The sequence below is a fragment of the Burkholderia sp. AU18528 genome (genome assembly GCF_002223215.2).
Lineage (GTDB): Bacteria > Pseudomonadota > Gammaproteobacteria > Burkholderiales > Burkholderiaceae > Burkholderia > Burkholderia semiarida.
In genome coordinates this window covers 1,608,985-1,631,425 of record NZ_NKFC02000004.1, presented here as the reverse complement: position 1 = coordinate 1,631,425, position 22,441 = coordinate 1,608,985, and the positions used below count along the sequence as shown (strand labels likewise).

Here is a 22,441-nt window from a genome sequence, read left to right as displayed (position 1 = left end):
TGGCGGGGCGCACGTCGCGCGTGCCCGAGGTCAGAACGTCTCGTCGGCCGACAGGTAGCGCCATTGGCCCTGCGGCAGCGCGCCGAGCATCACGCGGCCCATCCGCACGCGCTTCAGGCCGATCACGTCGAGGCCGACCAGTTCGCACATGCGGCGGATCTGGCGCTTCTTGCCTTCGCGCAGCACGAAGCGCAACTGTTCGCCGTTCTGCCAGCTCACCATCGCCGGCTTCAGCGGAACGCCATCGAGCTCGAGGCCGTGGCGCAGCTTCGCGAGCGATTCCGCCGGGAAGTGCTGGTCGATGTCGATCAGTCGTTCGCCGAAGCGCACGCGCACCAGGTATTCCTTGTCGATGTCCGACTGTTCGCCGATCAGCTGCTTCGCGATCACGCCGTTCTGCGTCAGCACGAGCAGGCCGGTGGAGTCGATGTCGAGACGGCCGGCCGGCGCAAGCGCATGCAGATGCTGCGGCGAGAAGCGCAGCGGCGAATGATCGCCGCTCCAGCGGTTCGCGCGCGTGATCAGCACGGACGCCGGCTCGTAGCCGTCTTCCGCCTGGCCCGACACGTAGCCGACCGGCTTGTGCAGCAGGATCGTCACCTGCGCGGCCTGCGCGGCGCTCGCCCGCTCGTCGATCTCGATCTTCTGATCGGCGCGTACCTTGGTGCCGAGCGTGTCGATGCGTTCGCCGTCGACGAGCACCCAGCCCTTTTCGATCCATTCGTCGGCTTCGCGGCGCGAGCACATGCCGAGCTCGGACATCCGCTTCGACAGGCGCATCAGGCCCGTTTCGTCGCCGTAGTCGACATCGGCCGCCGCCGCGCGCTTGACGGGTTGCGCGGTCTTCACCGCGCCGAACGAACGGCGCTCGCCGTCGCGCGCGGGGCGGGCCGGGCGATCGCCGAAGCTGCGCTTCGCGCCTTCGCCGGCGGCCTTGTCGCGGTAGGACGGGCGTTTGCCGTCGTCGGTGCCTGCCGTGCGGCGCGGGCGTGCGTCGTCATCACGACGGGGCGGGCGATCGGACGACGGGCGGCGGTCGCCATAGCTGCGCTTCGCGCCTTCGCCGGCGGCCTTGTCGCGATAGGACGGGCGTTTGCTGTCGTCACCGCCCGCTGCACGGCGCGGACGCGTATCGTCGTCGCTGCGGCGCGGCGGGCGATTCGATGACGTTTTGCGGTCGCCATAGCTGCGTTTCGCACCTTCGCCGGCGGCCTTGTCGCGATAGGACGGGCGCTTGCTGTCGTCACCGCCTGCTGCGCGACGCGGACGGGCGTCGTCATCACGGCGGGGAGGGCGGTCGGAAGACGTGCGACGCTCGCCGAAGCTGCGCTTCGCGCCTTCGCCGGCCGCGTTGTCGCGATAGGACGGGCGCTTGCCTTCGTCGCCACCCGTGCGACGCGGACGTGCGTCGTCATCGCGACGCGGCGGGCGATCCGACGACGTGCGACGCTCGCCGAAGCTGCGCTTCGCGCCTTCGCCGGCCGCGTTGTCACGATAGGACGGACGCTTGCCTTCGTCGCCACCGGCACGGCGCGGCCGCGCATCGTCATCGTTGCGGCGCGGCGGGCGATCCGACGACGTGCGACGATCGCCGAAGCTGCGCTTCGCACCTTCGCCGGCCGCATTGTCGCGATACGGCGCGCGCTTGGCCGGTGCGCGATCCGCGCCGGGGCGTTCGGCGCCGGCGGCGCCGCGCGGCTTGAACGAGCGCTCGCCGGTGGCGGCCGCGGCGGGCGCCTTCTTCGGGCGGGCCGGCTTGTCCGCCGCGGGCGGCGCGGCGGGGCGTACCGCCTTGCGGGCGACGAGGCTGCCGGAGCGGACGGGGGCGCGAGTCGGCGACGCCGGCTTCGGATTCTTGACGGTTAATTTGGTGCGCATAAACGCTGGGATTCATTCAGACTGCGATCGCACGCAGCAATTCGGTTTCGAGCTGGATCTGCAGGCGGTTGTCGGACAGGCCGGCACCCGCGAGCAGGAAGATGTCTTCGACGCGCTCGCCGAGCGTATTGATCCGCGCCGCATGGACGCCGATCCGATGTTCGGCGAGTACGCGCGCGATCGAATAGAGAAGGCCCGGCCGGTCGTTGGCCGACACGGACAGGATGTAGTACTGACCGCGCTCGTCGGCCCGCAGGTCGACGCGCGGCGTGATCGGAAACGTCCGCGACAGCCGCGACAGGCGGCCCTTCGACGGCTCCGGCAGCGATGCGGTTTCCGCCAGCCGCGTCGCGAGCTGCTGCTCGACGAGATTCGCGATGTCGCGGTAGCGCACGTCGCGTTCGGTCTGCGTGACGATGAAGTTGTCGAGCGCATAGCCGTGCCGCGTCGTGCTGACGCGCGCGTCGAGCACCGACAGCCCGTTGCGGTCGAAATACGCGCAGATGCCCGCGAACAGGTCGGGGCGGTCCTTCACGTACACGAGCACCTGCAGCGCGTCGCCGATCGGCGACGGCCGCGCGCGGACGATCGCGGTTTCGGCGTTCACGTGCCGGTACAGCACGCGCGTCTGCCACGCGATGTCGGCCGCGTCGTGACGCAGGAAGAAGCCGACGTCGAGCTGATCCCACAATGCGCGGTGCGCGTCGTCGGGCACGGTTTCCAGGCGCAGCAGCGCGAGCGCCTGCTCCTGCCGTGACTTCAGCTCCGAATGCGCGTCGGGGTTCGCGCCGCCGAGCACCGCGAGCGTGATGCGGTACAGATCCTCGAGCAGCTTGCCCTTCCACGTGTTCCATACCTTCGGGCTCGTGCCGCGGATATCGGCGACGGTCAGCAGGTAGAGCGCGGTGAGGTAGCGTTCGTTGCCGACGACTTCGGCGAAGCGCTTGATGACCTCGGGATCGCTCGTGTCCTGCTTCTGCGCGACCTGGCTCATCGTCAGGTGATGCTGGACGAGCCACACGATCAGCGCCGCGTCGTCGCCGTCGATCCCGTGCTCGCGGCAGAAGCGCCGCGCGTCGGCCATCCCGAGCGTCGAGTGATCGCCGCCGCGGCCCTTCGCGATGTCGTGGAACAGCGCCGCGACGTACAGCACCCACGGCCGCTCGAAGTTGCCGATCAGCTGGCTGCAGAACGGGTATTCGTGCGCATGTTCGGCCACCGCGAAGCGGCGGATGTTGCGCAGCACCATCAGGATGTGCTGGTCGACCGTGTACACGTGGTACAGGTCGTGCTGCATCTGGCCGACGATGCGGCGGAAATTCAGCAGGTAGCGGCCGAGCACGCTCGTCTGGTTCATCAGCCGGAACGCATGCGTGATGCCTTCGGGCTGCTGCAGGATCCGCATGAACGTGCGGCGGTTCTGCGGATCGCGGCGCCACGCGTTGTTCATGATTTCGCGCGAGTTGTACAGCGCCCGCAGCGTGCGGGCGGACAGGCCCTTCACGCCGCGCGTCGTCTCGTACAGCAGGAACGCTTCGAGGATCGCGTCGGGATGGCGCTCGAACACGCCGTCGTCGACGATCTCGAGCATGCCCTGTTTCTCGACGAAGCGATCGGCCGACAGCACGCGCGTGATGCCGCTCGTCGCGGGGAAGAGCTGCGCCTCGATGTTCTGGATCAGGATCGTCGCGAGCTGCGTGACGGCCTTCGCGGCCCAGTAGTAGCGGCGCATCAGTTGCTCGCTCGCGCGCTTGGCCTGCGTCGGCTGGTAGCCGAAGCTCTCGGCGGCCTGCGTCTGCAGGTCGAACACGAGCATGTCCTGGCGGCGCCCGGCGATCACGTGCAGCCGCGCGCGCAGCGTCTTCAGGAAGCCTTCGTTGCGACGCAGCTCGCGTGCTTCGCGGTCGGTGATGAGCCCGCGCGTGTCGAGTTCGCGCCAGCTGCTGCCGAAGCCGGCCGCGCGCGCGATCCACAGGATCGTCTGCAGGTCGCGCAGCCCGCCCGGGCTTTCCTTGACGTTCGGCTCGAGGCTGTACGGCGTGTCCTGGAACTTCGCATGGCGCTGGCGCATCTCGAGCACCTTCGCGGTGAAGAACGCGCGGGCGTCGAGCGCTTCGTGGTAGCGCACGGTGAAGCGCTCGAACAGCGCGGTGCTGCCGACGATGCGGCGCGCTTCGAGCAGCGAGGTCTGCACCGTGACGTCCTGCGACGCCTCCTCGATGCACTGCGCGACCGTGCGCACGCTGCTGCCGATCTCGAGGCCGAGATCCCAGGCCATCCCGATGAAGCGCTCGATGCGCGCGTCGAGCGCCGCGTCGTGCGCATCGGGCAGCAGCACGAGGATGTCGACGTCGGAATAGGGCGCGAGCTCGCCGCGCCCGTAGCCGCCGACGGCGACGAGCGCGAGCGTCGCGGGCAGCCCGCATTCGTCCCACACGCGCTTCAACGCGTCGTCGGTGAGTTTCGACAGCGCGTGCATCAGCGACGCGACGTTCGCCGCGCGGCGAAAACGCTCGAGCATTTCCGTCTTGGCGGCCTTGAATTCGGCGCGCCGCGACAGCGCTTCGGGCGAGGGGGCAGCGTGAGCGCTCATGGGCAGCCGTTCAGGTGCGAAAGTGGGGCGGGCTGGCGTGACGTCGCTCAGACGGCGGCGGCCGGTTGCGCGAACACGGGGCGCGCCGGCGTGCCGGCCGACACGGTCAGCACTTCGTAGCCGGTTTCGGTGACGAGCACCGTGTGCTCCCACTGCGCGGACAGGCTGCGGTCGCGCGTCTTGACCGTCCACTGGTCGGGCATCGTGCGGATGTCGCGCTTGCCGGCGTTGATCATCGGCTCGATCGTGAAGATCATGCCGGCCTTCAGCTCGACGCCGGTGCCCGGGCGGCCGTAGTGGACGACCTGCGGATCCTCGTGGAACACCGTGCCGATGCCGTGGCCGCAGTATTCGCGCACGACGCTGTAGCCTTGCGCTTCCGCGTGCTTCTGGATCGCGTAGCCGATGTCGCCGAGGTGCGCGCCGGGCTTGACCTGGTCGATGCCGAGCCACATGCATTCGTAGGTGGTCTGCACGAGGCGCTTCGCGAGGATCGACCCCTCGCCGACGATGAACATCCGGCTGGTGTCGCCGAAATAGCCGTTCTTGATCACGGTGATGTCGATGTTCAGCGCATCGCCGTTCTTGAGCACCTTCTCGCCGGGAATGCCGTGGCAGATCACGTCGTTGACCGAAATGCAGGTGGCCTTTGGGTACGGCGGATAGCCGGGCGGCTGGTAGTTCAGCGGCGCGGGGATCGTGCCTTGCTCGTTGAGCATGTACTCGTGGCAGAGGCGGTCGAGTTCGGCGGTCGTGACGCCCGCGACGACGTGCGGCGTGATGAAGTCGAGCACTTCGCTCGCGAGACGGCAGGCGACGCGCATCTGGGCGATATCGTGTTCGTTTTTGAGCGTAATAGCCATCGAGGTATGCCTGCAATGCGGTGAATTGACGGATTATCGCACCTTATGGCGGGCCTCGCAGCCCCTGCGGGCCGCGCGGATGCGGGTTTTCGCGGATTGTCCGGCCCGCTGCCGCACGGCACGCGAAAGTGCCGCGCGACTTGAGAGCGGACAATTCCGCGTGCTATACTCTCTGGCTAAGTCGATATCCAAATGCCGAATTTTCCCCGTCTTGGGGCGGCATCGCGATGAAAGGCTTACGGCACGGGCGTTTTGCACGTGCCGAATCGCAAGCCGGCGCAACCAGGGTGCCGGCCGCGCGGCATCCGCGCCCTTCGGGCGGGTTCGCGCGGCGGTACGGCAGCCGGCTTAAGACCCAACCCTCGTGGAGAATTTACATGGCAGTCACGATGCGCCAAATGCTGGAAGCGGGTGTCCACTTCGGTCACCAGACGCGCTTCTGGAACCCGAAGATGGCTCCGTTCATTTTCGGTCACCGCAACAAGATTCACATCATCAACCTCGAAAAGACGCTGCCGATGTTCACGGACGCACAGAAGTACGTGCGCCAGCTGGCAGCGAACCGCGGCACGATCCTGTTCGTCGGCACGAAGCGCCAGTCGCGTGACACGATCGCCCAGGAAGCGCAGCGTGCGGGCATGCCGTACGTCAACGCACGCTGGCTCGGCGGCATGATGACCAACTTCAAGACGCTGAAGGTGTCGATCAAGCGCCTGAAGGACATGGAAGCGGCTGTCGAGGCAGGCGAGCTCGAGAAGATGAGCAAGAAGGAGGCGCTGCTGTTCGAGCGCGAAATCGCCAAGCTGCAGAAGTCGATCGGCGGCGTGAAGGACATGGGCGGCATTCCGGACGCGATCTTCGTCGTCGACGTCGGCTACCACAAGATCGCCGTCACGGAAGCGAACAAGCTGGGCGTGCCGGTCATCGCCGTGGTCGATACGAACCACTCGCCGGAAGGTGTGGATTACGTGATCCCGGGTAACGACGACTCGAGCAAGGCAGTCGCGCTGTACGCGGAAGGCGTGGCCGACGCGATCCTCGAAGGCCGTGCGAATGCGGTCAACGAAGTGGTCCAGGCTGCACGCGGCGACGACGAGTACGTCGAGGAAAACGCGTAACTGGCCCCGAGCCGGCGCAAAAAGGGGGCTCTCAACAGGCCCCCTTTTTTTAAGCTTGTGCGCCGGACCTGATCGCGCCGAATCGGCGCGGGTCCGGAAACGAATCTCGGCCGTTCGCGTCCAAGCGGGCGGCGTTGTGAATACAGACTCAAGGAGCGAATGATGGCGGCAATTACCGCAAGCATGGTGGCAGAACTGCGCGCAAAGACCGACGCACCGATGATGGAGTGCAAGAAGGCGCTGACGGAAGCCGACGGCGATCTGGCCAAGGCTGAAGAACTGCTGCGCGTCAAGCTCGGCAACAAGGCGAGCAAGGCCGCGTCGCGCGTGACGGCGGAAGGCGTCGTCGCATCGTTCGTCGGCGGCAACGCAGGCGCGCTGGTCGAACTGAACTGCGAAACCGACTTCGTCGCGAAGAACGACGACTTCCTCGCGTTCTCGAAGACGGTGGCGGAACTCGTCGCGACGCAAAACCCGGCCGACGTGGCGGCACTGTCGGCGTTGCCGCTCGACGGCTCGACCGTCGACGCAGTGCGTCTGGCGCTGATCGGCAAGATCGGCGAGAACGTGTCGATCCGCCGTTTCGTCCGTTTCGAAACCGCGAACAAGATCGCCACGTACCTGCACGGCGCGCGTATCGGCGTGATCGTCGAGTACACGGGCGCGGACGAGCAGGTCGGCAAGGACGTCGCGATGCACATCGCGGCGATGAAGCCGGTCGCGCTGTCGTCGGCCGACGTGCCGGCGGAACTGATCGAGACGGAACGCCGCGTGGCCGAGCAGAAGGCCGCGGAATCGGGCAAGCCGGCCGAAATCGTCGCGAAGATGGTCGACGGCAGCGTCCAGAAGTACCTGAAGGAAGTGTCGCTGCTGAACCAGACGTTCGTGAAGAACGACAAGCAGACGATCGAGCAGATGCTGAAGGCAGCGAATGCCGCGGTGCAGAAGTTCGCGCTGTTCGTCGTCGGCGAAGGCATCGAGAAGCGCCAGGACGACTTCGCCGCCGAAGTGGCCGCGCAAGTCGCCGCAGCAAAGCAGCAGTAAGCAGTCAGGCAGTAACCGCGGCGGGCGTCCGCTCCGCCGCGGCCGGCGGCGCCGCCGGCCGGCCGGGTACCCCGGCCCGGTCGTCGGCGCTTGCCCGAATCAGTATTTCGCCCCTACAGTTCGTGGTTGTCATCCTCTCGTCGCTCGGAAGCCCCTATGTCCAATGCCTATAAACGCGTCCTCCTCAAACTCTCCGGCGAAGCGCTGATGGGCGACGACGCCTTCGGCATCAATCGCGCGACGATCGAGCGGATGGTGGCGGATATCGCAGAAGTCGTGCGCCTCGGCACGCAGCTCGCGGTCGTGATCGGTGGCGGTAATATTTTCCGCGGCGTCGCGGGCGGCGCGGCCGGCATGGACCGCGCGACGGCCGACTACATGGGGATGCTGGCGACGATGATGAACGCGCTGGCGCTGCAGGACGCGATGCGCCACGCGGGCATCGAGGCGCGCGTGCAGTCGGCGCTGCGGATGGACCAGGTCGTCGAGCCGTACATCCGGCCCCGCGCGATCCGTCAGCTCGAGGAAGGCCGTGTCGTGATCTTCGCGGCCGGCACCGGCAACCCGTTCTTCACGACGGATACCGCGGCCGCGCTGCGCGGCTCGGAAGTGGGCGCCGAAGTCGTGCTGAAGGCGACCAAGGTCGATGGCGTATATTCTGCCGATCCCAAGAAGGATCCGTCGGCTACGCGCTATACGACGATCAGCTTCGACGAGGCGATCAGCCGCAACCTGCAGGTGATGGACGCGACGGCGTTTGCGCTGTGCCGCGACCAGAAGCTGCCGATTCGCGTGTTTTCGATCAACAAGCCGGGTGCGCTCAAGCGCATCGTGCTGGGCGAGGACGAAGGTACGCTCGTCCACGTGTAAACTCCCGCGGATGCGGGCGACTGACGGCGGGCCACCGGCTATGTGCGACTGGCTGCGGGTTGCCGGCCGCGGCGCGCGACATGCGCCGGTCGGCGCTCGCGTTCTTTGAAGGTTTGAAGGTTCGGAGGTTGAAATGAGTGTCGCTGATGTCAAGAAGGGCGTCGAGCAAAAGATGCAGCGCTCGATCGAAGCGTTCAAGAACGATCTGGCCAAGATCCGTACGGGCCGTGCACACACCGGTCTGCTCGATCACGTTCAGGTCGACTACTACGGCTCGATGGTGCCGATCTCGCAGGTCGCGAACCTGACGCTCGTCGACGCGCGCACGATCGGCGTGCAGCCGTGGGAAAAGAACATGGTCGCGAAGGTCGAGAAGGCCATCCGCGAAGCCGATCTGGGCCTGAATCCGGCCACGGCCGGCGACCTGATCCGCGTGCCGATGCCCGCGCTCACGGAAGAGCGCCGCCGCGAGCTGACCAAGGTCGTGAAGAGCGAAGGCGAAACGGCCAAGGTCGCGATCCGCAACCTGCGCCGCGACGCGAACGAAGCGCTGAAGAAGCTCGTGAAGGACAAGGAAATCTCGGAAGACGACGAGCGCCGCGCAAGCGACGACGTGCAGAAGCTGACCGACAAGCACGTGGCCGAAGTCGACAAGCTCGTGCAGACCAAGGAAGCCGAGATCATGACGGTCTGACGACCGTCCTCGCGCGCCGCCTTCTTCCCGCATTACTGTCTCAACGGCCATGACCTATACCAGCTCTACCGTTCGCGTGCCTGACGTCGGTGTCGTGCCGCGTCACATCGCGATCATCATGGACGGCAATGGCCGTTGGGCGACCGAACGCCGCTTGCCGCGCGTCGCGGGGCACACCCGCGGCGTCGATGCCGTGCGGGCGGTGGTCGAAGGCTGCGCGCGCGCCGGCGTCGAATACCTGACGCTGTTCGCGTTCAGTTCGGAAAACTGGCGCCGGCCGAACGACGAAGTGTCGTTCCTGATGCGGCTGTTCATCACCGCGCTCGAGCGCGAGGTGGGCAAGCTGCATGCGAACGGGATCCGCCTGCGTGTCGTCGGCGATCTCGACCGTTTCGAGCCGCGCATCCGTGAACTGATTCGCCGCGCCGAAACCAAGACGGCGCGCAATACCCGTCTGACGCTCACCATCGCGGCCAACTACGGCGGCCGGTGGGACATCCTGCAGGCGACGAAGAAGCTCGTCGAGCAGGCCGTGCGCGAAGGTCGCGAGATCGAAGTGACCGAGGACGCTTTCGCGCCGCACCTGGCGATGGCCTATGCGCCGGAGCCCGATCTCTTCATCCGCACGGGCGGCGAGCAGCGCGTCAGCAACTTCCTGCTGTGGCAGCTCGCTTACGCCGAATTCTATTTCACCGACAAGTACTGGCCGGATTTCGACGGCGCGGCACTGGCCGACGCGATGGCGTCGTATACCGAGCGCGAGCGCCGTTTCGGGCGCACGAGTGCGCAGCTCGAACCGCAATCGCAGAACGCCGACTCCCTTTCATGCTGAAAACCCGTGTGATCACGGCGATCGTGATGCTGGCCGTGCTGCTGCCGGTGACGCTGTTCGCGCCGCTCGCCGGGTTCGGCGCGCTGATCGGCGTCGTGCTGGTGTTCGCCGCGTGGGAGTGGGCGCGCCTGCTGAAGCTCGGCGGCGCCGCGCCGGTCGTCTATGCGCTCGTCGCGGCGCTCGCGCTCGCGGCCACCGCGCCGCTCGGCGTCGACGCGGCTTCGTCCCGTCCCCTTTTCATGGCGGCTGGCGTGTTCTGGCTGCTGGTCGGCCCGTTCGCGCTGCGGCGCAAGCCCGAACTCGCGGGCGGCGTGTGGCGACCGTTCCTGCTGGCCGCCGGCCTCGTCGTGTTCGCCGCCTGCTGGCACGCGCTCGTGGCAGCCCGCGCGCAGGGCGTGCCGTTCGTGCTGTCGCTGCTTCTGGTCGTCTGGCTGGCCGATATCGGCGCATACTTCGCCGGCAAGGCCTTCGGAAAGCGTAAACTGGCCATCACGATCAGCCCCGGCAAGAGTTGGGAAGGCGCGATCGGCGGCTGGTTCGCGGTGATGGTCGTCGCCGGTGTCGCGATGGCCGTACACGCTTTCGAACCGACCCTGTTTTCCGCGCTCGCCGCGCGCTACGGAATGCCCGGCGCGTGGGCCGCACTGACGCTGCTGGTTGCATACAGCGTGATCGGCGACCTGTTCGAGTCGCTGCTGAAGCGGCAGGCGGGCGTGAAGGATTCGAGCGGACTGCTGCCGGGCCACGGCGGCGTGCTCGATCGTGTCGACGCGCTGCTGCCGGTGCTGCCGCTCGCGATGCTGCTGCTTGGTTAAACCATTATTTCTGTTATGCAAAAACGCCTGACATTGCTCGGTTCCACGGGCTCGATCGGAGACAGCACGCTCGACGTGGTCGCGCGCCATCCCGAGCGCTTCTCGGTCTACGCGCTGACCGCGCACCGCAACGGCGACAAGCTCGTCGAGCAGTGTCTGCGCTTCGCGCCTGAAGTGGCGGTGGTCGGCGATGCCGCGACGGCCGCGCACGTCGACGCGAAACTGCGCGCGGCGGGCAGCAAGACGGTCGTGCTGCACGGGCCGCAGGCGCTCGTCGACGTGTCGAAGAGCGACGGCTGCGACACGGTGGTCGCGGCGATCGTCGGCGCGGCCGGCCTTGCGCCGAGCCTGGCGGCCGCGCGCGCCGGCAAGCGGATCCTGCTCGCGAACAAGGAAGCGCTCGTGATGTCGGGCGCGATCTTCATGGACGCCGTGCGCGACCATGGCGCGATCCTGCTGCCGGTCGACAGCGAACACAACGCGATCTTCCAGTGCATGCCGCGCGACGCGGCCGAGCACGGCGGGATCTCGAAGATCATCCTGACCGCGTCGGGCGGCCCGTTCCGCACGCGCGAGCCGGCCACGCTCGTCGACGTGACGCCGGACGAGGCGTGCAAGCACCCGAACTGGGTGATGGGCCGCAAGATCTCGGTCGATTCCGCGACGATGATGAACAAGGGCCTCGAGGTGATCGAGGCGCACTGGATCTTCGGGCTGCCGGGCGACCGGATCGACGTGCTGATCCATCCGCAGAGCGTGATCCATTCGCTCGTGTCGTATCGCGACGGCTCGGTGCTCGCGCAGCTCGGCAACCCCGACATGCGCACGCCGATCGCGCACGCGCTCGCGTTTCCCGAGCGCGTCGACGCGGGCGTCGATCAGCTCGACCTCGCGCAGATCGCCCAGTTGTCGTTCGAGAAGCCCGATTACGCGCGCTTCCCGTGCCTCGCGCTCGCGCTGAAGGCGCTCGAGGAAGGCGGTATCGCGAGCGCCGCATTGAACGCGGCGAACGAAGTGGCGGTCGAAGCATTTCTCGAGCGCCGGATCGGCTTCATGGCGATCGCGGCGACGGTCGACGCCGTGCTCAACACGCTGCCGAACCGCGCGCCCGGCGGGCTCGACGACGTCCTCGCGGCGGATGCCGAGGCTCGCCGCCTCGCCGCCGCGATCATTGCCAAAGCGCCTGCGCCACGCGTGGAGCGTGCGGTCTGAATGGAGTGCTCATGAACGTACTGGTCGAACTGGTCGCGTTTGCGGTGGCGATCGGGGTGCTGGTCGTCGTGCATGAGTATGGACACTATCGCGTCGCGCGCTGGTGCGGCGTGAAGGTGCTGCGTTTCTCGATCGGCTTCGGCCAGCCCGTCGCGCGCTGGGTCAGCCGCAGGACGGGCACCGAGTGGACGCTGTCCGCGCTGCCGCTCGGCGGCTACGTGAAGATGCTCGACGAGCGCGATCCAGGCCCGGGCGGCATTCCGCCCGAGGAACTCGGGCAGGCATTCAACCGCCAGTCGGTCTACAAGCGCATCGCGATCGTCGCGGCCGGACCGATTGCGAACTTCCTGCTGGCAATCGTGCTGTTCTCCGCCATATTCGCCACCGGCGTGACCGAGCCGACCGCGATCGTCGCGCCGCCGGCCGCCGGCACGGTGGCGGCTCGCGCGGGCTTCGACGGCGGCGAGACGGTCGTGTCGATCCGCGACGTGCGCGTGGGCGACGCGCAGGGCGGCGAGTCGGAGCCGGTGCGATCGTGGTCGGACCTGCGCTGGAAGCTGCTGTCGGCCGCGCTCGACCATCGCGAGGTCGTGCTCGGCGCGCGCGACGGCAATGCGACGTTCGATTTCCGTGTCGACCTGCGCAACGTGCCCGACAGCCAGCTCGACGACGACTTCATGGCCCATCTGGGCTTCGAGGCCGGCGGCGGCACGTTGTCGGTCGCGTCGGTGCAGCCGGGCAGCGCGGCGGAGCAGGCGGGCCTGAAGGCCGGCGACAAGCTGGTCGCGCTCGACGGCAAGCCGCTCGGCGGTGCGTCGCGCTTCATCGATACGGTGAAGCACCATGCGGGCGAGCCGCTCGCGCTGCAGATCGAACGCAACGGCGCCGCGCGGACGGTGTCGATCGTGCCGCAGATGCAGCGCGACGACGAATCGGGGCAGCAGGTCGGCCGCATCGGCGCGGCGCTGTCGATGCACGCGCCGTCGGTGGACGTGCGCTACGGGCCGATCGAGAGCCTGCGGCTCGGCGCGCACCGCACGTGGGACATTTCCGTGTATTCGCTGAAGATGTTCGGGCGGATGATCACGGGCAACGCGTCGCTGAAGAACCTGTCGGGCCCGGTGACGATCGCCGACTACGCGGGCAAGAGCGCACGGCTCGGTCCGTCGGCGTTCCTGTCGTTCCTCGCCCTTGTCAGCATTAGCCTTGGCGTCCTGAACTTGTTGCCGATTCCCGTTTTGGACGGGGGGCATCTGTTATATTATGCGGTTGAAGCCGCGACCGGGAAAGCCGTATCGGAGCGCTGGCAGCTGATTCTGCAAAGAGCCGGGTTGATCTGCATCGTCGCGTTGTCGGCGATCGCGCTGTTCAACGATCTGGCTCGGTTAATCCATTTCTGAAGCGTCAGGCGGCGGCCGCTGGCCAGCCGCCCGATTTGATGCAGCTAAATATTGGGGATGCATGTTGTTCAAACCTCATCGCTTTGTACCTAAGACAGTTGCAGCGGCCGCGCTCGCCGCGCACGGCCTCGCGGCGCATGCAGCGGCACCGTTCGTGGTGCAAGACATCAAGATCGAGGGGCTGCAGCGCGTCGAAGCGGGTTCGGTGTTCGCCTATCTGCCGATCAAGCAGGGCGATACCTTCACGGACGACAAGGCATCCGAAGCAATCCGCGCGTTGTACGCGACGGGCTTTTTCAACGACGTTCGCGTCGCCACGCAGGGCAACGTCGTGATCGTGCAGGTGCAGGAGCGGCCGGCCATCGCGTCGATCGACTTCACCGGCACGAAGGAATTCGACAAGGACAACCTGACGAAGGCGCTGCGTGCGGTCGGCCTCGCCGACGGCCGCTACTACGACAAGGCGCTCGTCGACAAGGCGGAGCAGGAGCTCAAGCGCCAGTACCTGACGCGCGGCTTCTATGCGGCCGAAGTCAAGACGACGATCACGCCGGTCGACGCGAACCGCGTGTCGATCCTGTTCGCGGTGGCCGAAGGCCCGAGCGCGAAGATCCGCCAGATCAACTTCATCGGCAACAAGGCGTTCAGCACGAGCACGCTGCGCGACGAGATGCAGCTGTCGACGCCGAACTGGTTCTCCTGGTACACGAAGAACGACCTGTACTCGAAGGAAAAGCTCACGGGCGACCTCGAGGCCGTGCGCTCGTACTACCTGAACCGCGGTTACCTCGAGTTCAACATCGAGTCGACCCAGGTGTCGATCTCGCCGGACAAGAAGGACATGTACCTGACGGTCACGCTGCACGAAGGCGAGCCGTACACGGTGTCGGGCATCAAGCTGTCGGGCAACCTGCTCGATCGCGAGGCCGAACTCAACAAGCTGATCAAGATCAAGCCGGGCGACCGCTTCTCAGCCGAAAAGCTGCAGCAGACCACCAAGTCGATCGTCGACAAGCTCGGCGAATACGGCTACGCATTCGCGACCGTCAACGCGCAGCCGGACATCGACCAGGCGAACCACAAGGTGAACCTGAACCTCGTCGTCGATCCGAGCCGCCGCGTGTACGTGCGCCGCATCAACGTGGTCGGCAACACGCGTACGCGCGACGAAGTGGTGCGCCGCGAAATGCGCCAGCTCGAAAGCTCGTGGTTCGACTCGAACCGCCTCGCGCTGTCGAAGGACCGCGTGAACCGCCTCGGCTACTTCACCAACGTCGACGTGACGACGGTGCCGGTCGAAGGCACGAACGACCAGGTCGACGTGAACGTGAAGGTCGACGAAAAACCGACCGGCGCGATCACGCTGGGCGCCGGCTTCTCGTCGACGGACAAGGTCGTGCTGTCGGCCGGCGTGTCGCAGGACAACGTGTTCGGCTCGGGCACGAGCCTGTCGGTGAACGTCAACACCGCGAAGAGCTACCGCACGCTGACCGTCACGCAGGTCGATCCGTACTTCACGGTCGACGGCATCAAGCGGATCACCGACGTGTACTACCGCACGTACCAGCCGCTCTACTATTCGACGAGCTCGAGCTTCCGGATCATCAGCGCGGGCGGCAACCTGAAGTTCGGCATTCCGTTCTCGGAAGTCGACACCGTCTACTTCGGCGCGGGCTTCGAACAGAACCGCCTCGACGTCGATTCGAACACGCCGCAGAGCTACCAGGATTACGTGAACGAGTTCGGCCGCGTGTCGAACACGGTGCCGCTGACGGTGGCATGGTCGCGCGACGCGCGTGACAGCGCGCTGATTCCGAGCCGCGGCTACTTCACGCAGGCGAACATGGAGTACGGCGTGCCGGTCGGCAAGATCCAGTACTACAAGGCCGACCTGCAGGCGCAGTACTACTATTCGTTCTCGCGCGGCTTCATCCTGGGCCTGAACCTGCAAGGCGGCTACGGTAACGGTATCGGCAACCCGTACCCGATCTTCAAGAACTACTACGCGGGCGGTATCGGCTCCGTGCGGGGCTACGAGCCGAGCTCGCTGGGCCCGCGCGACACGAAGACGAACGATCCGATCGGCGGTTCGAAGATGCTGGTCGGCAACATCGAGCTGACGTTCCCGCTGCCGGGCACCGGCTACGACCGCACGCTGCGCGTGTTCACGTTCCTCGACGGCGGTAACGTGTGGGGCAACGCGCCGGGCGGCACGAGTACGGGCGCCAACGGCCTGCGCTACGGCTATGGTGTGGGTCTCGCGTGGATCTCGCCGATCGGCCCGCTGAAGCTGAGCCTCGGCTTCCCGCTGCAGAAGCACGAAGGCGACCAGTACCAGAAATTCCAGTTCCAGATCGGGACGGCGTTCTGACCGAACGCATGACAACAGCAACGAGAGGGTAATTTTGCTAACCGGTAAGTTTTCGAAACGAGTGATGTGCGCGCTGACCGTTGCGCTGGCCTTGGGCGCGGCAACGGTGCACGCACAGGACGTCGCCCGCATCGCGGCGGTCAATTCGGATCGGATCCTGCGCGAGTCGGCGCCCGCGAAGGCGGCGCAGACGAAGCTCGAAGCCGAGTTCGCGAAGCGTGACAAGGATCTGCAGGACTTGGCGGCCCGTCTGAAGTCGATGTCCGATTCGCTCGACAAGAACGGCACGTCGCTGTCGGCGGCCGATCGCGCGCAGAAGCAGCGCGATCTCGCGCAGCTCGACACCGACTTCCAGCGCAAGCAGCGCGAGTTCCGCGAAGACCTGAACCAGCGGCGCAACGAAGAGCTGGCGGCCGTGCTGGAAAGGGCGAACAAGGTCATCAAGCAGATCGCCGAGCAGCAGAATTACGACCTGATCGTGCAGGAAGCCGTGTACGTCAGCCCGCGCATCGACATCACCGACAAGGTGCTCAAGGCGCTCGCGTCCGGCTCGACGAACTGAACGGAGCAGACGACGAATGGCATTGACGCTTGAGGCACTCGTAAAGCGGTTCGGCGGCGAGATCGCCGGCGACGCACAGTGCACGGTCGGCGGCCTCGCGCCGCTCGACCAGGCAGGCCCTCAGCAGCTCGCGTTCCTCGCGAACCCGAAGTACCTGTCGCAGGTCGAGACGACCCGCGCCGGCGCGGTGCTGATCGCGCCGAAGGATCTGGAAAAGCTGGGCGCGGCCGCGAAGGGTCGCAACTTCATCGTGACGCCGAATCCGTACGCGTACTTCGCGCGCGTCGCGCAGATGTTCATCGATCTCGCCACGCCGCCGCGCGCGGCCGGCGTGCATCCGAGCGCGACGATCGATCCGGCCGCGAAGGTCGCCGCGACCGCGGTGATCGGCCCGCACGTGACGGTCGAGGCCGGCGCGGTGATCGAAGACGGCGTGCAGCTCGACGCGAACGTATTCGTCGGCCGCGGCACGACGATCGGCGCCGGCTCGCACTTCTATCCGAACGCATCGGTGTACCACGGCTGCAAGATCGGCCCGCGCGCGATCGTCCATGCGGGTGCCGTGATCGGCTCGGACGGCTTCGGCTTCGCGCCGGATTTCGTCGGCGACGGCGACGCGCGTACCGGCAGCTGGGTCAAGATTCCGCAGGTCGGCGGCGTGACGATCGGCCCGGACGTCGAAATCGGCGCGAACACGACGATCGACCGCGGTGCGATGGCGGATACCGTCATCGAGGAATGCGTGAAGATCGACAACCAGGTCCAGATCGGCCACAACTGCCGGATCGGCGCGTACACGGTGATCGCCGGCAGCGCCGGCATCGCGGGCAGCACGACGATCGGCCGCCATTGCATGATCGGCGGCGCGGCCGGGATCGCCGGCCACGTGACGCTCGGCGACTATGTCATCATCACCGCGAAGTCGGGCGTATCGAAGTCGCTGCCGAAGGCCGGCATCTATACCAGCGCATTCCCGGCCGTCGACCACGGCGAGTGGAACAAGAGCGCCGCGCTCGTGCGCAACCTCGACAAGCTGCGCGAGCGCATCAAGGCGCTCGAAGCCGCGCTCGCCGCCCAGGGCGGCACCCACGCCTGAGCGCATCATGCGAGACCATGAACCGGGCACGGCCAGCGCAACCGGCCCGGTTCGTCAGACTGGGCCGCGCGGCGGCCCGCTTCAGCCTTTGCATCACCACCGCGCAGCCTCTGCGTGAGACGAACCATCATGAGCACTGAAAAAATCAATCTCGACATCCACAAGATCCTCACGCTGCTGCCGCATCGCTACCCGATTCTGCTCGTCGACCGCGTGCTCGAACTCGAACCGCACAAAGGGATCAAAGCGCTGAAGAACGTGTCGATCAACGAGCCGTTCTTCCAGGGGCATTTCCCGAAGCGGCCGGTGATGCCGGGCGTGCTGATCCTCGAGGCGCTCGCGCAGGCCGCGGCGCTGCTGACGTTCTCGGAAGAGCAGCCGAAGGATCCGGAGAACACGCTGTATTACTTCGTCGGGATCGACGGCGCGCGCTTCAAGCGCGTGGTCGAACCGGGCGACCAGCTGATCCTGAACGTGACGTTCGAGCGCTACATCCGCGGCATCTGGAAGTTCAAGGCGGTGGCGGAAGTCGACGGCAAGGTCGCGGCGGAAGCCGAGCTGATGTGCACGGTCAAGACGGCCGACGCGGCGCCCTGAGCGACGCGGCACGCATGGGCAACATAACGCGAGCAACGCGACACATGATATCGAGAGGCAACGGCGCATGACCAGGATTCATCCTACCGCGATCGTCGAGCCGGGCGCGCAGATCGACGAATCGGTCGAGATCGGCCCGTACGCGATCGTCGGCCCGCACGTCACGATCGGCGCGCGCACGACGATCGGCTCGCACAGCGTGATCGAAGGCCATACGACGCTCGGCGAGGACAACCGCATCGGCCATTACGCGTCGGTCGGCGGGCGTCCGCAGGACATGAAGTACAAGGACGAGCCGACGAAGCTCGTGATCGGCAACCGCAACACGATCCGCGAATTCACGACGATCCACACGGGCACCGTGCAGGACGTCGGCGTGACGACGCTCGGCGACGACAACTGGATCATGGCCTACGTGCACATCGGCCACGACTGCCGCGTCGGCAACAACGTGATCCTGTCGAGCAACGCGCAGATGGCCGGCCACGTCGAGATCGGCGACTTTGCGATCATCGGCGGCATGTCGGGCGTGCACCAGTTCGTGCGCATCGGCGCGCATTCGATGCTGGGCGGCGCGTCGGCGCTCGTGCAGGACATCCCGCCGTTCGTGATCGCGGCGGGCAACAAGGCCGAGCCGCACGGGATCAACGTCGAAGGGCTGCGCCGGCGCGGCTTCTCGGCCGACGCGATCTCGGCGCTGCGCAGCGCGTACCGCGTGCTGTACAAGAACAGCCTGTCGCTCGAGGAAGCGAAGGTGCAACTGCGCGAGCTCGCGGAAGCGGGCGGCGACGGCGATGCACCGGTGAAGGCGCTCGTCGAGTTCATCGACGCGTCGCAACGCGGCATCATCCGCTAAGCGATGCCGCTTCCGACCAACCAGCTCCGGCTCGCGATGGTGGCCGGCGAACCGTCGGGCGACCTCCTCGCGGCCTCGCTGCTCGGCGGCCTGCGCGAGCGGCTGCCCGAATCGGCCCAGTATTACGGGATCGGCGGGCCGCGGATGATCGCGCAGGGCTTCGACTCGCACTGGCAGATGGACAAGCTGACCGTGCGCGGCTATGTCGAGGCGCTGGGCCAGATTCCCGAGATCCTGCGGATTCGCGGCGAACTGAAGCGCCAACTGCTCGCCGAGCGGCCGGACGCGTTCATCGGCGTCGACGCGCCCGATTTCAACTTCAACGTCGAACAGGCCGCGCGCGACGCAGGCATCCCGTCGATCCACTTCGTGTGCCCGTCGATCTGGGCGTGGCGCGGCGGCCGGATCAAGAAGATCGCGAAATCCGTCGACCACATGCTGTGCCTGTTCCCGTTCGAACCGGCGATCCTCGACAAGGCCGGCGTCGCATCGACCTACGTCGGTCATCCGCTCGCCGACGAAATCCCGCTCGAACCCGATACGCACGGCGCGCGCATTGCGCTCGGCCTGCCGGCCGACGGCCCCGTGATCGCGGTGCTGCCGGGCAGCCGGCGCTCGGAGATCGCGCTGATCGGCCCGACGTTCTTCGCGGCGATGGCGCTGATGCAGCAGCGCGAGCCGGGCGTGCGATTCGTGATGCCGGCCGCGACGCCCGCGCTGCGCGAACTGCTGCAGCCGCTCGTCGACGCGCATCCGCAGCTCGCGTTGACGATCACCGACGGCCGTTCGCAGGTCGCGATGACGGCCGCCGACGCGATCCTCGTGAAGAGCGGCACCGTCACGCTGGAAGCCGCGCTGCTGAAAAAGCCGATGGTGATCTCGTACAAGGTGCCCTGGCTGACCGGGCAGATCATGCGCCGGCAGGGCTACCTGCCGTATGTCGGCCTGCCGAACATCCTGGCGGGGCGCTTCGTCGTGCCGGAGCTGCTGCAGCATTTCGCGACGCCCGAGGCGCTCGCCGATGCGACGCTCACGCAACTGCGCGACGACGCGAACCGCCGCACGCTGACCGAAGTGTTTACTGAAATGCATCTTTCGCTGCGGCAGAACACGGCCGCGAAGGCGGCCGAGGCCGTCGTGCGCGTGCTCGAACAACGCAAGGGGCGCGCATGACCGCAGTCCGTGCGCCACGTCGCAACGCGTCGGCCGACGTGCAGGGCGGTTTCGATTTCAGCCGCCCGGACGAGATCGTCTGCGGCGTCGACGAAGCCGGCCGCGGCCCGCTCGCGGGGCCGGTGGTGGCCGCCGCGGTGATCCTCGATCCGGCTCGGCCGATCGACGGGCTCGACGATTCGAAAGCGCTGTCCGCGAAGAAGCGCGACATGCTGTACGAGCTGATCGTCGCGCGTTCGCACGCGTATTGCGTCGCGTCGGCGAGTGTCGACGAGATCGATACGCTGAACATCCTGCACGCGACGATGCTCGCGATGAAGCGGGCCGTCGAGGGCCTGTCGGTGCTGCCGACGCTTGCGCAGATCGACGGCAACCGCTGCCCGACGCTGAGCGTGCGCGCCGAGGCGATCGTCAGCGGCGACGCGCTCGTGCCGAGCATCTCGGCCGCGTCGATCCTCGCGAAGGTCACGCGCGATCGCATGCTGGTCGACCTGCACGAACGCTTCCCGGTGTACGGCTTCAACGTACATGCCGGCTACGGCACCGCGAAACATCTTGCCGCACTGCGCGAGCACGGCCCGTGCGAAGCGCACCGGCGCTCGTTCGCGCCGGTTCGTGCGGCGCTCGATCTGATTCGATGAAAAGCATCACTTCCCGCGACAACCCGCTGTACAAGCGCCTGAAGGCGCTCGCGGGTTCGACGCCCCAGCAGCGCCGCAGCGGCCAGGCGCTGCTCGAAGGTTTCCATCTCGCGAGCGCGTACCTCGATACGGGCGCGACGCCGGAGCTGTGCGTCACGACCGAAGGCGCGCTCGGCCACGCGGAGGCGCAGGCGATCGTCGCGCGCATCGACGCGCAGCGGGTCGTCTCGCTGCCGGACGCGCTGTTCGGGCAGTTGTCGAACGTCGTCAACGGCGTCGGCTTCCTGCTGCTGGTCGACCGGCCGGTGCACCCGCTGCCCGCGCGCGTGACGCATACGTCGGTCGTGCTCGACGGCGTGCAGGATGCCGGCAACGTCGGCTCGATCCTGCGCAGCGCGGCGGCGGCCGGCGTGCGTCACGTGTTCTGCGCGCCGGGGACGGCCTATGCGTGGTCGTCGAAGGTGCTGCGCTCGGGCATGGGCGCGCATTTCCTGTTGTCGATCCATGAGGACGTCGAAGCCGCGGCGCTTGCCGAACGCCTCGACGTACCGGTCGCGCTGACCGATTCGCACGGCGCGCGGGCGGTCTACGACTGCGATCTGTCGGGGCCCGTCGCATGGGTGTTCGGCAATGAAGGCGCCGGCGTGTCGGCATTCTGGCGCGACGCGGCCACGCATCGCGTGACGATTCCGCAGCCGGGCGGGATGGAGTCGCTGAACGTCGCGGCCGCCGCCGCGGTGTGCCTGTTCGAGCAGGTGCGGCAGCAGCGGCCCGCGTGACGCCGCACGCGCGCAATTGATTACCGTAAAACGAAACAAGGCCGCGTTCGACGCGGCCTTGTTGCTTTCGGCGGCGGCTGGACAGCCGCCCGCGCATCCGCGCTCAGTACGACTGCCGGTCGAGGCGGATTTCCTGCAGGATCGTCGTCGCGATTTCCTCGATCGACTTGTGCGTCGACGACAGCCACTTGATCCCTTCGCGGCGCATCATCGCCTCGGCCTCGTTGATCTCGTAGCGGCAGTTCTCGGGCGCCGCGTACTTGCTGCCGGGCCGGCGTTCGTTGCGGATCTCCGACAGGCGCTGCGGGTCGATCGACAGCCCGAACAGCTTCTCGCTGTACGGCGCCAGCGCCGACGGCAGCTTGCCGCGTTCGAAATCCTCCGGAATCAGCGGATAGTTGGCGGCCTTCACGCCGTACTGCATCGCGAGATACAGGCTCGTCGGCGTCTTGCCGCTGCGCGACACGCCCACCAGGATCACGTCGGCCTCCGACAGGTTGCGGTTCGACTGGCCGTCGTCGTGCGCGAGCGAGAAGTTGATCGCCTCGATCCGCGTCTTGTATTCCTCGGTGTCCGCGTTCTGGTGGCCGCGGCCCATCGCGTGGCTCGACTTGAGTTCCAGTTCCTGCTCGAGCGGTTCGACGAAGCGCTGGAACATGTCGAGCACGAGCGCGTTCGAGCGTTTGACGATGTCGTTCGACTCGCTGTCGACGAGCGTCGTGAACACGATCGCGCGACGGCCATCGTGCACGGCGGCCTCGTTGATCTTCTCGACGGTCGCGTAGGCCTTGTCGAGCGAGTCGACGAACGGCACGCGCACGAGGCGGAATTTCTGGTCGAACTGGGAGAGGATCGAGTGCGCGAAGGTTTCGGCAGTGATCCCGGTGCCGTCGGAGACGATGAATACGGTAGGCAGCATGAATCTGGACGTCGAGCGTGAAGGGCGGTTGCGCGGACCGCTGGAGGTTCGCCTCCACACGCAGTGACAAGGTCGCGCCACATCCGGCAGCCGGCACGGTAGAATAGCGGCAACCTGTTGGATAAGCA

Annotated in this window: 20 protein-coding genes; 16 read left to right on the top strand and 4 right to left on the bottom strand. The window is 66.9% G+C overall.

Translation table 11 applies throughout. From position 1 onward, the window contains the following. Positions 1 to 30 precede the first annotated feature (30 nt). From CFB52_RS10350 to map, 3 genes are read right to left on the bottom strand one after another with little or no spacing between them, the layout of a single operon-like run. Complete coding sequence (locus CFB52_RS10350; RefSeq protein WP_099316526.1) at positions 31 to 1,878, bottom strand: pseudouridine synthase; 1,848 nt, start codon at positions 1,876 to 1,878, stop codon at positions 31 to 33. 16 nt (positions 1,879 to 1,894) lie between these two features. Beyond that, entirely contained in the window at positions 1,895 to 4,471 is a 2,577-nt protein-coding gene (locus tag CFB52_RS10345; RefSeq protein WP_059573696.1) for a [protein-PII] uridylyltransferase, read from the bottom strand. 47 nt (positions 4,472 to 4,518) lie between these two features. Continuing rightward, positions 4,519 to 5,334 carry a type I methionyl aminopeptidase gene (map, locus tag CFB52_RS10340; RefSeq protein ID WP_059573697.1) on the bottom strand — a complete coding sequence of 272 codons (816 nt, stop codon included), beginning with the start codon at positions 5,332 to 5,334 and terminating at the stop codon, positions 4,519 to 4,521. Between the two features lie 377 nt (positions 5,335 to 5,711). Here map and rpsB point away from each other — a divergent pair, with 377 nt between their 5' ends. The 16 genes from rpsB (at position 5,712) to CFB52_RS10255 (ending at position 21,394) form a co-directional block, all read left to right on the top strand. Further along, positions 5,712 to 6,452: a 30S ribosomal protein S2 gene (rpsB, locus tag CFB52_RS10330; RefSeq protein ID WP_006483818.1), complete on the top strand. Its 741-nt coding sequence runs from the start codon at positions 5,712 to 5,714 to the stop codon at positions 6,450 to 6,452. 162 nt (positions 6,453 to 6,614) lie between these two features. After that, positions 6,615 to 7,496 (top strand): translation elongation factor Ts, encoded by an 882-nt coding sequence (gene tsf, locus CFB52_RS10325; RefSeq protein WP_006483826.1) that lies wholly within the window; start codon positions 6,615 to 6,617, stop codon positions 7,494 to 7,496. Positions 7,497 to 7,652: 156 nt separating this feature from the next. Beyond that, the gene (gene pyrH / locus CFB52_RS10320) at positions 7,653 to 8,366 is read left to right on the top strand and encodes a UMP kinase (RefSeq protein WP_006402648.1); all 714 of its coding nucleotides are present in this window, start codon (positions 7,653 to 7,655) and stop codon (positions 8,364 to 8,366) included. A 133-nt stretch (positions 8,367 to 8,499) separates the two neighbouring features. Then, on the top strand, positions 8,500 to 9,060 hold the full coding sequence (gene frr, locus CFB52_RS10315; protein ID WP_006483822.1) for a ribosome recycling factor: 561 nt from the start codon (positions 8,500 to 8,502) through the stop codon (positions 9,058 to 9,060). Between the two features lie 49 nt (positions 9,061 to 9,109). Beyond that, positions 9,110 to 9,892, top strand: a complete 783-nt coding sequence (gene uppS / locus CFB52_RS10310) for a polyprenyl diphosphate synthase (protein ID WP_034201584.1) — start codon at positions 9,110 to 9,112, stop codon at positions 9,890 to 9,892. Beyond that, the gene (locus CFB52_RS10305) at positions 9,886 to 10,707 is read left to right on the top strand and encodes a phosphatidate cytidylyltransferase (RefSeq protein WP_059573698.1); all 822 of its coding nucleotides are present in this window, start codon (positions 9,886 to 9,888) and stop codon (positions 10,705 to 10,707) included. Before uppS ends, CFB52_RS10305 begins: the two co-directional genes overlap by 7 nt. 15 nt (positions 10,708 to 10,722) lie before the next feature. Beyond that, positions 10,723 to 11,919 carry a 1-deoxy-D-xylulose-5-phosphate reductoisomerase gene (locus CFB52_RS10300; RefSeq protein ID WP_059573699.1) on the top strand — a complete coding sequence of 399 codons (1,197 nt, stop codon included), beginning with the start codon at positions 10,723 to 10,725 and terminating at the stop codon, positions 11,917 to 11,919. Between the two features lie 11 nt (positions 11,920 to 11,930). After that, positions 11,931 to 13,319, top strand: coding sequence for an RIP metalloprotease RseP (gene rseP, locus CFB52_RS10295; protein ID WP_099316525.1), 1,389 nt, complete (start codon positions 11,931 to 11,933; stop codon positions 13,317 to 13,319). A 61-nt stretch (positions 13,320 to 13,380) separates the two neighbouring features. Beyond that, the gene (gene bamA / locus CFB52_RS10290; protein WP_059573701.1) at positions 13,381 to 15,690 is read left to right on the top strand and encodes an outer membrane protein assembly factor BamA; all 2,310 of its coding nucleotides are present in this window, start codon (positions 13,381 to 13,383) and stop codon (positions 15,688 to 15,690) included. A gap of 64 nt (positions 15,691 to 15,754) precedes the next feature. Further along, a complete protein-coding gene (locus CFB52_RS10285; protein WP_048248617.1) occupies positions 15,755 to 16,252 on the top strand; it encodes an OmpH family outer membrane protein in 498 nt (165 codons plus the stop codon). 16 nt (positions 16,253 to 16,268) lie between these two features. Beyond that, on the top strand, positions 16,269 to 17,348 hold the full coding sequence (gene lpxD / locus CFB52_RS10280; RefSeq protein ID WP_060966269.1) for a UDP-3-O-(3-hydroxymyristoyl)glucosamine N-acyltransferase: 1,080 nt from the start codon (positions 16,269 to 16,271) through the stop codon (positions 17,346 to 17,348). 129 nt (positions 17,349 to 17,477) lie between these two features. Continuing rightward, complete coding sequence (gene fabZ, locus CFB52_RS10275) at positions 17,478 to 17,945, top strand: 3-hydroxyacyl-ACP dehydratase FabZ (protein WP_006402657.1); 468 nt, start codon at positions 17,478 to 17,480, stop codon at positions 17,943 to 17,945. A 67-nt stretch (positions 17,946 to 18,012) separates the two neighbouring features. Further along, on the top strand, positions 18,013 to 18,801 hold the full coding sequence (gene lpxA / locus CFB52_RS10270; RefSeq protein WP_059573703.1) for an acyl-ACP--UDP-N-acetylglucosamine O-acyltransferase: 789 nt from the start codon (positions 18,013 to 18,015) through the stop codon (positions 18,799 to 18,801). A gap of 3 nt (positions 18,802 to 18,804) precedes the next feature. After that, positions 18,805 to 19,974, top strand: a complete 1,170-nt coding sequence (gene lpxB / locus CFB52_RS10265; protein ID WP_059573704.1) for a lipid-A-disaccharide synthase — start codon at positions 18,805 to 18,807, stop codon at positions 19,972 to 19,974. Continuing rightward, on the top strand, positions 19,971 to 20,615 hold the full coding sequence (gene rnhB, locus CFB52_RS10260; protein WP_060316782.1) for a ribonuclease HII: 645 nt from the start codon (positions 19,971 to 19,973) through the stop codon (positions 20,613 to 20,615). The genes lpxB and rnhB overlap by 4 nt, the downstream gene beginning before the upstream one ends. Then, entirely contained in the window at positions 20,612 to 21,394 is a 783-nt protein-coding gene (locus tag CFB52_RS10255; protein ID WP_099316524.1) for an RNA methyltransferase, read from the top strand. The genes rnhB and CFB52_RS10255 overlap by 4 nt, the downstream gene beginning before the upstream one ends. Positions 21,395 to 21,497: 103 nt before the next feature. Here the strand turns inward: CFB52_RS10255 and CFB52_RS10250 are convergent, their stop codons facing one another. Further along, positions 21,498 to 22,313, bottom strand: coding sequence for a pyruvate, water dikinase regulatory protein (locus CFB52_RS10250; protein WP_011549549.1), 816 nt, complete (start codon positions 22,311 to 22,313; stop codon positions 21,498 to 21,500). Positions 22,314 to 22,441 lie beyond the last annotated feature (128 nt).